Genomic DNA, 12,963 nt, shown 5'->3' with positions numbered 1-12,963 from the left:
ACATCGCCCGATGGCCCACGCCACCTCCCTCGACAAAGACAAGATCAAGGTCCTCCTGCTGGAGGGCATCCACGAGAACGCCGTCGAGGCGTTCGAGGCCGCCGGCTACCGGACCGTCGAGCGCCACGCGGGGACCGTCGAGGCGGCCGACCTGCCCGACCTCGTCCGTGACGTCCACTTTCTCGGGATCCGCTCGCGGACCCAGCTCACGGCCGAGACTATCGAGGCGGCCGAGCGGCTGGTCGCCGTCGGCGCGTTCTGCATCGGGACGAACCAGATCGACCTGGAGGCGGCCAGCCGCTACGGCGTCGCCGTGTTCAACGCGCCGTTCTCGAACACGCGGTCGGTCGCTGAGCTGGTGCTCGCCGAGGCCATCCTGCTCCTGCGCGGCGTGCCCGAGAAGAACGCGAAGGCCCACCGCGGCGAGTGGGCCAAGAGCGTCGGGACGAGTCGAGAGATCCGGGGCAAGACGTTGGGGATCGTCGGCTACGGCAACATCGGGAAGCAGCTGTCGGTCCTGGCCGAGGGGCTCGGCATGCGCGTCCTGTTCCACGACACGGCCGACGTGCTCCCGCTCGGCAACGCCCAGCCGGTCCCCGAGCTCGGCGACATCCTGAAGCGGTCCGACGTCGTCACGCTCCACGTCCCGGACACGCCCCAGACCCAGGGGCTCTTCGGCGAGTCCCAGATCGCGCTGATGAAGGGGGACGCCGTGCTCATCAACGCCTCGCGCGGGTCGGTCGTGGACCTGACGGCGCTCGCGGCGGCGCTCGACGGCGGGCTGCTGGCCGGGGCCGCCGTCGACGTGTACCCCGTCGAGCCGCGGGCGAACGACGAGCGGTTCGAGACGCCGCTCCAAGGCGTCGACCGGGCCCTCCTGACGCCGCACATCGGCGGGTCGACGGTCGAGGCCCAGCAGAACATCGGGGCCGAGGTGGCCGGCAAGCTCGTCCGCTACAGCGACAACGGGAGCACGATGACGTCGGTCAACTTCCCCGAGGTCGCGTTGCCGCCGCACCCGACGTGCCACCGGATCTTGCACGTCCACCGGAACGTGCCCGGCGTGATGGCCGCCGTCAACCGGGTGTTCTCGGACATCGGCGTCAACGTCGACGCCCAGTTTCTCCAGACGCGCGGCGGGCTGGGCTACGTCGTGACCGACGTCGACTCCGAGGCATCCGACGAGGCGCTGTCGGCGCTCCGCCAGGTCGAGGGCACCATCCGCACGCGGGTGCTGTACTGACCTGCCCCACGTTGGCGGTGCGACCGCCAGCTACGTTCGGCGACTCGCGCAGCGACCCTCCCCACCTTTGTCATCCTTCGACTCCGACCCGGGAGCGGGCCTCCGCTCAGGATGACAAGGAGGGGGACTTGCGCCAAGGCCACCCCCGTTGTCTTCCGACCGGCCACCGACCCTCGCCCATGCATCGCTTCGCGTTCCTCGTGCTCCTTGCTGCCCTCGCCCTCCCGGTGGCCGTCGCCCAACCCACGGCCGCCGACCGGCTCGCCGGCTACGCCCTCGCCGACGACGACGCGACGTTCGTCTTCGACCCGGTCGCGTACGGGATCGACCCGCCGGCCCAGGTCTCCGTCACCGGCCCGTTCCGCGGCTGGAGCACCGACGACGCCGACCCCGACTGGGCGCTGGTCCAGCACGGCGACGTGTGGACGCTCACTCTGGCGGACCCCAGCGACGTCGGGCTCGGCCCGGCCGTCCCCTTCAAGTTCCGGGCCGACGGCCGCTGGCTCGACCCGCCGGCCGACGCGCCGAACCAAGCCGGCGGCAACTTGGTCTACCGGTTCGGCGAGGTCGCCGCGCGGCTGGTGGCCGAGGTGAGGAGCGACCGGGCCCTCTGGGTCCGCGTTGAGGGCGCGGCCCGTCCGCTCCGGGCTGAGGCGTACCGCGTGACGCGGTGGGACGGCGAGCCGGCGACGGTCACGCTCGTCACGCCGCACGAGGCTCAGACGGCGCTCGTCACGACGTTGCCGCTCGACCCGGCCCAGGTCCACCACGTCGAGGTCGACACCGAGGCAGGCACGCTCCGGGCGCGGGCGCGCTTCGACGGGCTGTGGCGCGACCTCGCCAGCGACAAGCCGCTCGGGGCGGCCGTCCGTGCCGGCGAGACCACGTTCCGCCTGTTCGCCCCCCGCGCCGACTCGGTCCGCCTCGTCCTCTACGCCGACCGGACGGGGGAGGCCACCGGTTATCGGTCCCTCACCCGTGATGCCGACGGTGTGTGGGAGCACTACGAGCCGGCCGACCTCGACCGGACGTGGTACGACTACCAAGTCTACGGGCCGGACGGACCGGGCTCGGCGTTCTTCAACCAGACCGGCGAGACCGTCTCCGACCCGTACGCGCTCGTCTCGGACGACTCGTGGGGCCGCGCCCGTGTCTGGCGCGACCGGCTCATCGTCGAGCGCGAGGTGGCCGGCGGGCGTCCCGCGATGGAGGACGTCGTGGCCTACGAGGTCCACCTCCAGGACTTTACCGACGAGCTGCCGCTGGCCGAGGGCGTCGGGCCGCTCGAAGGGTTCGCGACGCCGGGGCTGACGAACGCGCGCGGCGAGCCCATCGGGCTGGACTACCTCGAACAGCTCGGCGTCAACACGGTCCACCTGATGCCGGTCCAGGAGTTCTTGCACTACCCGGACGCCGAGTGGCGGGCCGCCTTCGCCGCCGACCCGTTCATGCAAGCGCAGGGCGTCGCCGACGAGAACTACCAGTGGGGCTACCGGACGACGCACGCCTTCGCCATCGAGTCCCGGTTCCGCTCGGCCGGCGACGAGCCGGGCCAGGAGCGCCAGCGGTTGGCCGAACTCGTCACGGCGCTCCACCGGCGCGGACTCGCCGTCGTGGTCGACGTCGTGTTCAACCACACCGGCGAGAACATGGAGGGCGACGAGCGGCTGTTCACGTTCAACGGCATCGACAAGTGGTACTACTACCGCCTGGACGACGACGGGAACCACATCGGCGCGTTCGGCAACGAGGTCAAGTCGGAGAACCGGCCCTTCGTTCAGCGCTGGCTGTTGGACCAGCTTCGCCACCTCGTCGACGTGTTCGGCATCGACGGCTTCCGGATCGACCTGGCGGGCCAGACCGACGAGCAGACGCTGCGCTGGCTCCAGGCCGAGCTGGGCGACGACGTGCTGATCTACGGCGAGCCCTGGATCGCGTCGAACGACCCGGACTACGAGGCCAACCCGTCGTGGGACTGGTACAAGGCCGACAGCCCGATCACCTTTTTCCAGGACGAGGCCCGGAACGCCTTCAAGGGCTCGCCCCTGGACGACCCGACGCCGGCGCCGTCGAGCCGCGGCTTCGCGGGCGGCGACCCCGACATGCGCGACGCCGCGCTCCAGGGCGTCGCCAACCGGTACCTCGAGGAGCCGACGCCGACCGCCGGCATCAACTACCTCGACATCCACGACAACTGGGCGCTGGCGGACCGTTTTTCGATGTGCCAGACCGGCGACTGCGCGTGGGACGGCCGCCAAGGCGTGAGGGCGGCTGAGATGCGGATCGCAGCGACGTTGCTGCTCACCTCGCTCGGCCCGGTCGTGATGCACGGCGGGACCGAGATCGCCCGGTCGAAGGGGCTCGCGCCGTTGCCCGACGCCATCGGCGGCGAGCTCCGGTTGGACGCGATGCCGCTGGCGCCGATCTACATCAAGGGCCGGGGCGACACCTACAACTTGCGCGCGGCCAACGCCTTCCGCTGGGAGACGGTCGGCAATACGGACGGACCTGTCGACCACGCGGCGATGCTGGCCTGGTGGCGGGGCCTGCTCGCGCTCCGCGCCAGCGACGCAGGCGACGTGTTCCGCGTGGGGGAGGCGGTGCCCGAGGGCTGGGTCCGCGAGGTGGCGTCGGACTCGGACACGGCGCTCGGCTACGTCGTCGGCGACCGGGTGCTGGTGCTGCTCAACCCGGGCGACGGCCCGGCCCGCTTCCGCCCGGACGTACCCCCCGCCGACTGGCGGCTCGTCGCGGTCGCCGACGAGGACGGGGGGCTGGCGGACCCCGCCGGGGACTCGGTTCAGGCCCGCCACCCCGCCGCGATGGCCGAGCCCGTTCCGCCCAAGGGCGTCCGCATCTGGATCCGGCGGTAGCGCCTCGACACTGAGCCCTCGGCGGGTCGCTCTCCTTTGGTTCCGATGCGTGACTCCGTGACCCTCACGCGCGGAGTCACGCATCACGAATCACGCATCGAACACGCCCAACTCGCCAGACGTGCTGCGCAAGCGAGGTCGGCGGTCTGTCGTCCACGGTCCGCCGTCGTTCCCTGGAAGAAACCGCGCGCGGGGGTAGCCCGTCCCGGAAGCCCTTCCGATCTTCTCGCCTCCCATCCCGGCTCCCCATGTCCAACGTCCCCAAGGTCTCGGCCTACGAGATCGCCTCCCGCAACTTCGAGCGCGCCGCCGACCTCATCGACCTGACCCCCGAGTGGCGGACGCTCGTCCGGACGCCGTTCCGCGAGATGAAGGTCGAGGTCCCGCTCTACCGCGACGACGGCTCGTTCACGACGTTCAGCGGCTACCGCATCCAGCACAACGGGGCTCGGGGCCCGTTCAAGGGCGGCATCCGGTTCTCGTCCCTCGTCGACGAGCAGGAGGTCAAGGCGCTGGCCGAGACGATGACCTACAAGACGGCGCTCGTCGACATCCCGTTCGGGGGTGGCAAGGGCGGCGTCAACGTGAACCCGCCGGACCTGACCGACCGCGAGCTCGAGCACGTGACCCGGCGCTACATCAGCCGGATCCACCTGATCCTCGGGCCGAACCGCGACGTCCCGGCGCCCGACATGGGCACGAACGCCCAGACGATGGCCTGGATCGTGGACCAGTACGGCCGCCAGCACGGCTACAACCCGGCCGTCGTGACCGGCAAGCCGCTCGAGCTCGGCGGGAGCCCCGGCCGCGAGCAGGCGACCGGGCGCGGCGTGATGCTCATCACGCTCGCGGCGGCCAAGGACCACCTCGGCAAGGCCCCGGCCGACTTGCGCATCGCCGTCCAGGGCTTCGGCAACGTCGGGATGAACGCGGCGCTGCTCTTGGCCGAGCGCGGGGCGACCGTCGTCGCCATCAGCGACCACACCGGCGGGTACCACCGGGCCGAGGGCATCGATTTGGAGGGGGCCGTCGCCCACGTCCGCCGCGAGGGCGGCGACCGGACGCTCCGCGGCTACGACGGCGCCGACGCCGTCTCGGCCGACGACTTTATGGGCGTCGACTGCGACGTGCTGGTCCCGGCCGCCATCGAGGCCGCCATCCACTCGGACAACGTGGACTCGGTCCAGGCCCGCTTGGTCGTCGAGGGCGCCAACCTCCCCGTGACGCCCCGGGCCGACGCCGCGCTCAACGACCGCGGCGTGATCGTCGTGCCCGACATCCTGGCGAACGCGGGCGGCGTCATCGTGAGCTACTTCGAGTGGAGCCAGAACTTCCAGCAGTACCGCTGGAGCGAGGCCGACGTCAACGACCGGCTCGAGCGGATCCTCCTCAAGGCCTACCGCGACGTGGCCGAGAAGCAGGAGGCGCTGGGCTCGACGATGCGCGAGGCCGCGTTCGCGCTCGCCATCGGCCGTGTGGTCACCGCCGAGAAGCTCCGCGGCGCGCTGTAGCGCCGCAGCCGGGGGCGGAGGGGGGCTCGCGGATCTTTCCTCTCTTCCCCGTCCAACCTCCCAGGGCAACCGCGGGCAACCGCACGCTAGACTGCGACCTCGGTGTCGCCTGAAAGGCCCCCTGCTCCGCTCCCAGGTCGGGAAGCTGTCCCCCTCCGAGGGTAGGGCTGCTACGTTCTCATACGGGATCGCGGAGAAAGCCATGCACTTCTCCTACGAGGTCCCCTCTCCCCGAGGGAGAGGGACAGGGTGAGGGGGAATCGGGAGGGGCACCCATGCACAGCGAACTCTCCGACTCCGTATCAGGCGCGAGTCGTATTCCTACACAAAACGGCAGTCATCCCCGCGAAGGCGGGGACCTGTACGGTGCCGCCCGACGGTGCCGCCCGCCGGACACGAGGGGCGCATGGATTCCCGCGTGCTCGGGAATGACGACTGTCCGTTGGTTGCTATCGACAGGACGTAGCAGCCTTGCCCTTCAAGGGGGACCGTCTGAGCGCCCGCTGAGCCGAGCGATGGGCGCCCGGACGGGGGGCCGCGGAGGGGTGTGCGCTCGCCCCGGCTCCACCCCGAACCCCAGTCGCCTACTCCGGGGCGACCGTGGCCTCGACGAAGTAGTGGTCCGAGAGCTCGCGGCCGTTGTCCGTCCCCATCACGTCGCCGATGGTGGCGTCGATGGTCCGGAAGGCGAGGACGCGGGCGGGGGAGAGGACGAACACGTAGTCGATCCGCCGGTCGTCGGTCGCCTGGCCGAACCCGTTCCACGTCCGCGCGGGGCCCTCCGCGGGCGTGGCCGACGCGAGCCGGGCGTCGTCGAGCCCGAGCCCGTCGACGAGGGTCGTGACCGGCTCCGAGTCGGGCGTCGCGTTGAGGTCGCCCGTGACGACGGCCGCGCCGCCGTCGGCCAGGCCCGGGAGTCGGGCGGCGATGAGCCGGGCCGCCTGGCGCCGGGCTTCCTCGCCGACGTGGTCGAAGTGGGTGTTGAGGTGGACGAGCTCGGCGCCGGTCGCGCGGTCGCGGAACCGTCCCCACGTCGCGATCCGGGGCAGCGCGGCGTCCCACGACTGGCTCCCCGGCACGTCGGGCGTCTCGGACAGCCAGAACGTCCCGTCGTCGGCGAGCACGAGCCGGTCGGTCCGGTAGTAGATCGCGCTGGCCTCGCCGCCGCCGTCGGCGTCGCGGCCGACCCCGATCCGGGCGAAGCCGGGGAGCCGGGCGTCGAGGTCGGCCAGGATGGTCGGCGTCGCCTCCTGGACGCCCACCAGGTCGGCGTCGGCGAGGACGCGGGCCACGGCGTCGCGGCGGAGCGGCCAGGCGTCGTCGCCGTCGGAGGCGACGTCGAGGCGGACGTTCGCGCTCACCACGCGCAAGGTGGCCGGGGCGTCCTCGGGCGCGACTCGGGACGACTGGCACCCGGCGAGGAAGACGATCAGCAGGACCAGGCGGGGCATTGTCGGTAGGGAGGGAGAGCCGGCGTGGGCGTCGACATTCCAAGCGCAGGCGGGCTCCGTCGCCGGCGGCTGCCGAGTGGATCCGAGCGCAGGATACGCCGCCGGTCAGGCAACGCGAGACCGCTCCGCCCTCCGGTCCGGCTGCCACCGCTTCGCTCCGCAGGAGCTGTCCCCCTCCAAGGGCAGGGCTGCTAAGTTCTGTCGATAGCAACCAAATCACAGTCGTCATTCCCGCGCACGCGGGAATCCATGCGGCCATTGTGTTCGGCGAGCGGCCCCGTATGGATCCCCGCCTTCGCGGGGATGACTATTGTTTTATGTAGGAATATGACTCGCGCCCGAGAACTTAGCGACCCTGCCCTCCAAGGGGGACAGGTCGTCCGCCCGCTGAGCGGAGCGAGGGGCGGACGACCAGGGGGCCCGCTCTCGACCAACGTGTCACGGCACTAGGCTCGGAGGGCACGCCGTCGCAAGCGGGACCCCCGCCGTCGCCGACGGGTTCGCCGCGCTACGCCGCGTGCTCGGGGAACAGCTCGCGGAACCGGGCCACCATCCGCCGGGCCTCGTCGGCCACCCGCTCGCGGTCGCCGGCGGGGTGGCCCCGGGCGAAGGCGTCGGGGTCGCCGCCGGCGCGGGCGAGGTCCCAGTAGTCGTCGGCGAGGGCGAGGGCGGCCTCGAAGGCGTCGGGGTCCGTCATCACCTCGGGCGACTCCAGGAGCGGCTGGGCGAACCGGGCACGGGCCTCGGTCTCCGACAGGGCGTCGGGCCCGAACCCGGCGTGCGAGGCGTCCTCCTCCTCGGGCCCGACGCGGAACGCCGGGTGGTGGAGGAGGTCGTCGAAGGCCAGGACCGGGTGGCCGGTGTCCTGGGCCATCTCGATCTCCTCGGGGAGCATGGCCTGCCAGTGGATCTCGACCGTCTCCAAGAGCCCGTCGAGCCCCATCCAGTCCTCCTCGCTCGGGTCCTCGCCGACGAGCTGGGCCGCGAGCGCCGAGCGGCGGTGGGCCCGGTCCGAGGGCGGGAGCGAGAAGAAGGCCCACAGGACGCGGGCCGTTTCGAGCAGCGCGACCGTGTCGTCGGCGACGGCGTCGGGCTCGGACCGCAGGCGGAAGGCGTCGGCGGCGTCGAGCTCGTAGAGCGAGAACAGGGGCTCGGCGAAGAGTGCCAGCGGCTCGTACTGGACGCCCGTCTCGCCTTCGACGAGGACGCGGGCCAGCCGCGCCTTCCGGGTCGCGAACGCCTCGGCGGCGGCGCCGTCGAGGGCGGCGACCACCTCGGGGTCGAGGTCGGCGGGGGAGTCGTCGAAGGCGTCGTCGTCGAACACGGACAGGGGGGAGGGGAGGCGGCGGCTAGACACCGGACCCGGGCCGTCGGGTTCCAGACGGCGTGCGATCTCCTGGCGGAACCGGCCCGAGCACGTCCCCGGCGATCCGGTCGAGCGCGGCCTCGGGGTCGTCGGTGACGCCGGTGCGGACGGGCGACGGCTGCAACGCCGTCGAGCGAGTCGCGGTCAAAAAGTGGAACCGTTCCGAGGCCGGCAGACGCCCGACGGGCCCCGCCTCCGGCCCCCCGGCGACGACCCGGCGGACGGCCTCGAGCGCCCGCGCGAGCAGGTCGGCGTCGACACCGAGCCGTCGGGCGGCGTCGGCGCCGTCGGTGAGGCGGGCGTCGAGGAACCGGGCCTGCCGGCACTGCACGACCACGCCGACCGTCACGGCGTCGCCGGTCGGCACCCAGACGGCGCGCACCAGGGCGTAGTCGAAGGCGGGCACGCGGGGAGGGGGGAGGAAGGGACGGGCCGGTCAGCGCCGGTAGGCGAGGGGCGAGGCGTCGGGCCGCTCGGCCTGGGCGCGGGCGGCGTCCTCGGCCCACCGCCGAGGCCCGCCGAGGCGCTGGCGGAAAAAGTCGGCGTACGCCTCGCGAGTCGCGTCGGCGGAGTCGAACGGCGGTTGGCGGCCGTCGGGCGCGTCCATCAGCAGCGCGTCCGGGACGTCGGCGAGGACGGCGGCGACGGCCGCGTCGTCCAGGCGCGGGGCGAGCCGGGCGTCGGCGGCCTCGACGGGCCCGGCGACCGGCAGCAGCACGTGGTCGCGGATCGGCGCGAACGGGGCCCGGGCGCGGTCGGCGTCGACGGCGGCCCAGTTGTGGTGGAAGTAGAGGGCCGCGCCGTGGTCGATAAGCCACAACCGGGGCCCTTTCCCTGTGTCCGACTCGGACCGGGCGACCAACAGGTTCGGGTTCCGGGCCGTCCGGTCGATGTTGGTCGTGAGCGCGTCGAGCCAGACGACGTCGGCGGCGAGGTCGGGGTCGACCAGGTCGGCGTGGGCGCTGGGCTCGTAGGCGAACGCGCCCGGCACGAACCCCAGGCCCACGTTCGGCCCGGCGCTCCCGCGCAGGATGTCCTGGATCTCGGGGTCCGGCTCGGCCCGTCCGAAGTCGGGCGAGAGGTCCACGACGGCGACCTCGGGCAGCGGCAAACCCAGCCGCCGGGCCAGCCCGCCGACGATCAGCTCGGCGACGAGCGCGCGGGCGCCCTGCCCGGCCCCCCGGAACTTGACGACGAACAGCCCTCCGTCGGTCTCGACGAGCGCGGGCAGCGACCCGCCCTCGCGGAGCGGCGTGACGTAGCGGAGCGCGGCGTGCGTGGCGAGCGGCATGGCCCGGGGACCCCGGTGGCCACGGGGGGTTCCGAAGGTGGTTCAGGGTTCTCGGTTCAGGGTTCGGCCGCGAGCGAGGTCGAGGTGGCGTCGGTCACGGAGAGGACTTGTGGCCCCGTGGCTCTCGGCCGCCGGAGCTCTCGCGGAGCCGTCCTGGCCGAACCCCGAACCCCGAACCCCGAACCCCGAACCCCGAACCCCGCTACGCCAGCCCCGAGCCGAACCGCCGGAGCAGCGCCAGGAAAAACGGGACCCCGCAGATCGCCGTCAGCACGCCGACCGGGACCTCCTGGCCGGGCAGCACCGTCCGCGCGGCGAGGTCGGCCAGCAAGAGGAACAGCGCGCCGCCGACGAACGCCAACGGCACCAGCCGTCGGTGCGTCGCCCCCGCCACCAGGCGGACCGCGTGGGGCACGATCAGCCCGACGAACCCGATCACCCCGGCCGACGCCACCAGCACGCCGGTCGCCACGGCCGCCAGCGCGACGAGCGCCCGCTTCAGCGCCTCGACCGGCACGCCCAGCGCCGCCGCCGGCTCCTCGCCCGTCGACAACAAATCGAGCGGGCGGGCCAGCGCCCACAGCGCGGCGAGGGACGCCAGCGACACGGCCAGCGGCAGCAGCGCCGTCTCCCACCGGGCCCGCGACAGCGACCCGAGCAGCCAAAACAGGACCGCCCGCAGCTTGTCGGGCTCCGGGCTGGCGTAGGTCACGAACGCTGTCAACGACCCGAGCAGGGCCGACATCGCGACGCCGGCCAGCAGCAGCCGCGTCGTCGACAGCGTCGGGCCGCGCCTCGCGGCGGCGAACACGGCGGCGACGGCGAGCCAGGCGCCGGCCGTGGCCGCGACCGGCATCGAGACCGTGCGGGAGACCACGGCCGGCAGGAAGCCGAGGTAGAACAGGGCCGCCCCGGCGCTCGCGCCCGACGACGCGCCCAGGAGGTACGGCTCGGCGAGGGGGTTCCGCACCAGCGCCTGCATCGCCACGCCCACGACCGCCAGCCCCCCGCCGACGGCCAGCGCCAGCACGACGCGCGGCACGCGCAGCGACCACACGATGGTCTGGTCCGTCGCCGAGCCTTCTCCGAGCAAGGCAGCCCAGACGCGGGCCGGCCCGAGGTCGGCGCTGCCCCAGGCCAGGCTCGCGGCGACGGCGAGCCCGGTCGCCAGCGCCAGCCCGAGCGCGAGCAGAGCGGGCCGTCCCACCCGTGAGGGACGTGCAGACGGCGTCGTCGAGCCGAGTCGTCTTCCCGGCCCCTCACCCTGACCCTCTCCCGGGGGGAGAGGGGACGTCGTTGGCTCCATCGGCGATGGCCCCGACAACTAGGCCGCGCCCGCGGCGAACGCCTCGGGGTGGAGGAGCCGCGCCAGCCGCTCCAGCCCCTCGACCAGCCGGGGGCCGGGGCGGCTCACCAGGTCGGGGTCGAGCCCGTAGACGCGGCCGTTCTGGACGGCCGGGAGCGAGAAGAACGTCGGGTGCCGCTCGAGCAGCCGGGCCGGGTCGTAGTCGGGCCCGGCCAGGACGACGATGACCTCGGGCGCCATCTCGAGCACGACCTCGTCGCTGGGCTGGGCCGCCGCGCCATCGTACACGTCCGTCAGGTTGTCTCCGCCGGCCAGCCGGACCAGCTCGCTGGCGTACGAGTCGCGGCCGAAGGCGTACAACGTCTCGTCGCCCACGAGGAGCAACACACGGGGCGGCGAGAACGGCTGGACGGCCGACTGGACGGCGGCCACGCGGCGCTCGAAGTCGGCCGCGGCGCGTGCGCCGCCGGTCGAGGCCAGCAGCGTGTCGAGCGTGCGGAGCGCGCGCGGGACGTCGGCGACCTCGTCGAAGCGGAACAGGTAGGTCGGGACGCCGAGCGCGCCCAGGGCGTCGGCGGCGTCGGCCGTGTTGACGTCGTCGGAGCCAAAGGCGAGGTCGGGGTCGAGCGCGACGACGGCCTCGGTGTCGAGCGGCAGCATCTGGACGCGCGGCAACCCATCGATGCCGGGTGGGAAGTCGTCGCTCACACCGACGCCGGCCAGCCGGTCCGTGCCCGCCGCGGTCGCCACCAGCTCCGTCAGGTTCGGCGCGAGCCCCAGGACCGTCGCCGTGCCGTCGAGCGCGACCGCCCGCCCCAGGTCGTCGCGGACCGGCGACGGCGCGTCGGCCGCGCACCCGGCCCACGCGAGGGCGCCGACGAGCAGGACGAGACAGCGGGGCATGGCGGTCGGGAGGCGGCGGGTAAGTTACCCGGGCATGACGGCTCACGTCCTCCTCAACCCCGCCGCGCGCGGGGGCCGCAACGCTCGGCTCCGCAGCGTGCTCGCGTCCCATCTCGCCGAGGCCGGCGTCGAGGCCGAGGTCGTCGAGACGACGGGCCCCGGCGACGCCGAGCGACTCGCGCGGTGCTACGGGGAGGCTGGCGGACTCGTCGTGGTGGCCGGCGGCGACGGGACCGTCCACGAAGCCGTCAACGGGCTGTGCGGGACGGACGGGACGCTGGCCGTGCTCCCGCTCGGGACCGGCAACGACTACGTCGGCGCCCTCGGCATGTCGCCCGACCTCGCCACGGCCTGCCGCCAGCTCACCGGCGCGCGGCACCGGGCCGACGTCGGGCACGTCTGTTGGACCGACACGGCGGGGGGAACGCACGAGCGGCGGTTCGCCAACGCCCTGGGGATCGGGTTCGACGCCCACGCGGCGGCGCTGGCGTCCGAGACCAAGTGGATCGGGGGCCGGGCGGCCTACCTCGTCGCCGTCGTCCGGACGCTGTGGGCGTGGCGCCGGCCGTCGCTCCGCGTCCGCGTCACGACCTCGGGCGGGTCCGGGTTGGCGCACGACGGCTCGCTGTTCCTGTGCGAGGTTGGCAACGGCCCGTCGATTGGTGGCGGGTTTCGGATGACGCCGGACGCCGTCTTGGACGACGGCGTGCTCGACGTGTGCCTCGTCCGCCACGTCCGGCCGGGCCGGGCGCTCCGGCTGCTCCCCCGGACGTTCGACGGGGGCCACGTGACCGAGCCCGAGGTGACGATGGGCCGGGCCACGACGTTGGTGCTCGCCGTCCAGGCCGGCGGCGGCGTCGGGCTCCAGGCCGACGGGGAGGTGCTGGCGTACGACGCGGCCGAGGTCCGGGTCGAGGTCCGGCCCGCCGCGCTCCGGGTGGTGGCCCCGGGCCTGGCGACCCCGGCTTGATCCGAAGAGAGGCCGGCGGCTCGGCGCTCCCTGCTCCCCCCGTCCGGGC

10 protein-coding genes are annotated in these 12,963 nt (G+C 73.4%); 4 read left to right on the top strand and 6 right to left on the bottom strand.

The genetic code is table 11. The features are described from left to right. Nucleotides 1-10: 10 nt before the first annotated feature. From serA to ACOOHE_RS11195, 3 genes are all read left to right on the top strand, one after another. Complete coding sequence (serA, locus tag ACOOHE_RS11205; RefSeq protein WP_420454166.1) at nt 11-1,243, top strand: phosphoglycerate dehydrogenase; 1,233 nt, start codon at nt 11-13, stop codon at nt 1,241-1,243. 179 nt (nt 1,244-1,422) lie between these two features. Continuing rightward, nucleotides 1,423-4,116 carry an alpha-amylase family glycosyl hydrolase gene (locus tag ACOOHE_RS11200; RefSeq protein ID WP_420454165.1) on the top strand — a complete coding sequence of 898 codons (2,694 nt, stop codon included), beginning with the start codon at nt 1,423-1,425 and terminating at the stop codon, nt 4,114-4,116. 248 nt (nt 4,117-4,364) lie between these two features. Beyond that, nucleotides 4,365-5,627 (top strand): Glu/Leu/Phe/Val family dehydrogenase, encoded by a 1,263-nt coding sequence (locus ACOOHE_RS11195; protein WP_420454164.1) that lies wholly within the window; start codon nt 4,365-4,367, stop codon nt 5,625-5,627. 584 nt (nt 5,628-6,211) lie between these two features. Here ACOOHE_RS11195 and ACOOHE_RS11190 read toward each other — a convergent pair. From ACOOHE_RS11190 to ACOOHE_RS11165, 6 genes are all read right to left on the bottom strand, one after another. Continuing rightward, a complete protein-coding gene (locus ACOOHE_RS11190; RefSeq protein WP_420454163.1) occupies nt 6,212-7,078 on the bottom strand; it encodes an endonuclease/exonuclease/phosphatase family protein in 867 nt (288 codons plus the stop codon). 508 nt (nt 7,079-7,586) lie between these two features. Then, complete coding sequence (locus ACOOHE_RS11185) at nt 7,587-8,435, bottom strand: hypothetical protein (protein WP_420454162.1); 849 nt, start codon at nt 8,433-8,435, stop codon at nt 7,587-7,589. Continuing rightward, on the bottom strand, nt 8,428-8,850 hold the full coding sequence (locus ACOOHE_RS11180) for a DUF3037 domain-containing protein (RefSeq protein WP_420454161.1): 423 nt from the start codon (nt 8,848-8,850) through the stop codon (nt 8,428-8,430). The genes ACOOHE_RS11185 and ACOOHE_RS11180 overlap by 8 nt, the downstream gene beginning before the upstream one ends. A gap of 30 nt (nt 8,851-8,880) precedes the next feature. Then, a complete protein-coding gene (locus ACOOHE_RS11175) occupies nt 8,881-9,735 on the bottom strand; it encodes a HipA family kinase (protein WP_420454160.1) in 855 nt (284 codons plus the stop codon). Nucleotides 9,736-9,937: 202 nt separating this feature from the next. Next, nucleotides 9,938-10,942: a FecCD family ABC transporter permease gene (locus ACOOHE_RS11170; protein WP_420454159.1), complete on the bottom strand. Its 1,005-nt coding sequence runs from the start codon at nt 10,940-10,942 to the stop codon at nt 9,938-9,940. A 117-nt stretch (nt 10,943-11,059) separates the two neighbouring features. Beyond that, nucleotides 11,060-11,944 carry an ABC transporter substrate-binding protein gene (locus ACOOHE_RS11165; protein ID WP_420454158.1) on the bottom strand — a complete coding sequence of 295 codons (885 nt, stop codon included), beginning with the start codon at nt 11,942-11,944 and terminating at the stop codon, nt 11,060-11,062. A gap of 34 nt (nt 11,945-11,978) precedes the next feature. Between ACOOHE_RS11165 and ACOOHE_RS11160 the strand changes: the two genes are divergently transcribed. Then, complete coding sequence (locus ACOOHE_RS11160) at nt 11,979-12,914, top strand: diacylglycerol/lipid kinase family protein (protein WP_420454157.1); 936 nt, start codon at nt 11,979-11,981, stop codon at nt 12,912-12,914. The last annotated feature ends 49 nt before the right edge of the window (nt 12,915-12,963 follow it).

Origin of the sequence: Rubrivirga sp. (assembly GCF_965213695.1) — a bacterium.
GTDB lineage: Bacteria > Bacteroidota > Rhodothermia > Rhodothermales > Rubricoccaceae > Rubrivirga.
The sequence above is the reverse complement of the archived record's forward strand: the minus strand, read 5'-3'. Positions and strand labels throughout refer to the sequence as shown.

What these genes read in the sequence shown, in the direction of transcription:
- serA (WP_420454166.1), top strand. Translation starts at nt 11, where the DNA reads ATGGCCCACGCCACCTCCCTCGACAAAGACAAGATCAAGGTCCTCCTG.
- ACOOHE_RS11200 (WP_420454165.1), top strand. Translation starts at nt 1,423, where the DNA reads ATGCATCGCTTCGCGTTCCTCGTGCTCCTTGCTGCCCTCGCCCTCCCG.
- ACOOHE_RS11195 (WP_420454164.1), top strand. Translation starts at nt 4,365, where the DNA reads ATGTCCAACGTCCCCAAGGTCTCGGCCTACGAGATCGCCTCCCGCAAC.
- ACOOHE_RS11190 (WP_420454163.1), bottom strand. Translation starts at nt 7,078, where the DNA reads ATGCCCCGCCTGGTCCTGCTGATCGTCTTCCTCGCCGGGTGCCAGTCG.
- ACOOHE_RS11175 (WP_420454160.1), bottom strand. Translation starts at nt 9,735, where the DNA reads ATGCCGCTCGCCACGCACGCCGCGCTCCGCTACGTCACGCCGCTCCGC.
- ACOOHE_RS11165 (WP_420454158.1), bottom strand. Translation starts at nt 11,944, where the DNA reads ATGCCCCGCTGTCTCGTCCTGCTCGTCGGCGCCCTCGCGTGGGCCGGG.
- ACOOHE_RS11160 (WP_420454157.1), top strand. Translation starts at nt 11,979, where the DNA reads ATGACGGCTCACGTCCTCCTCAACCCCGCCGCGCGCGGGGGCCGCAAC.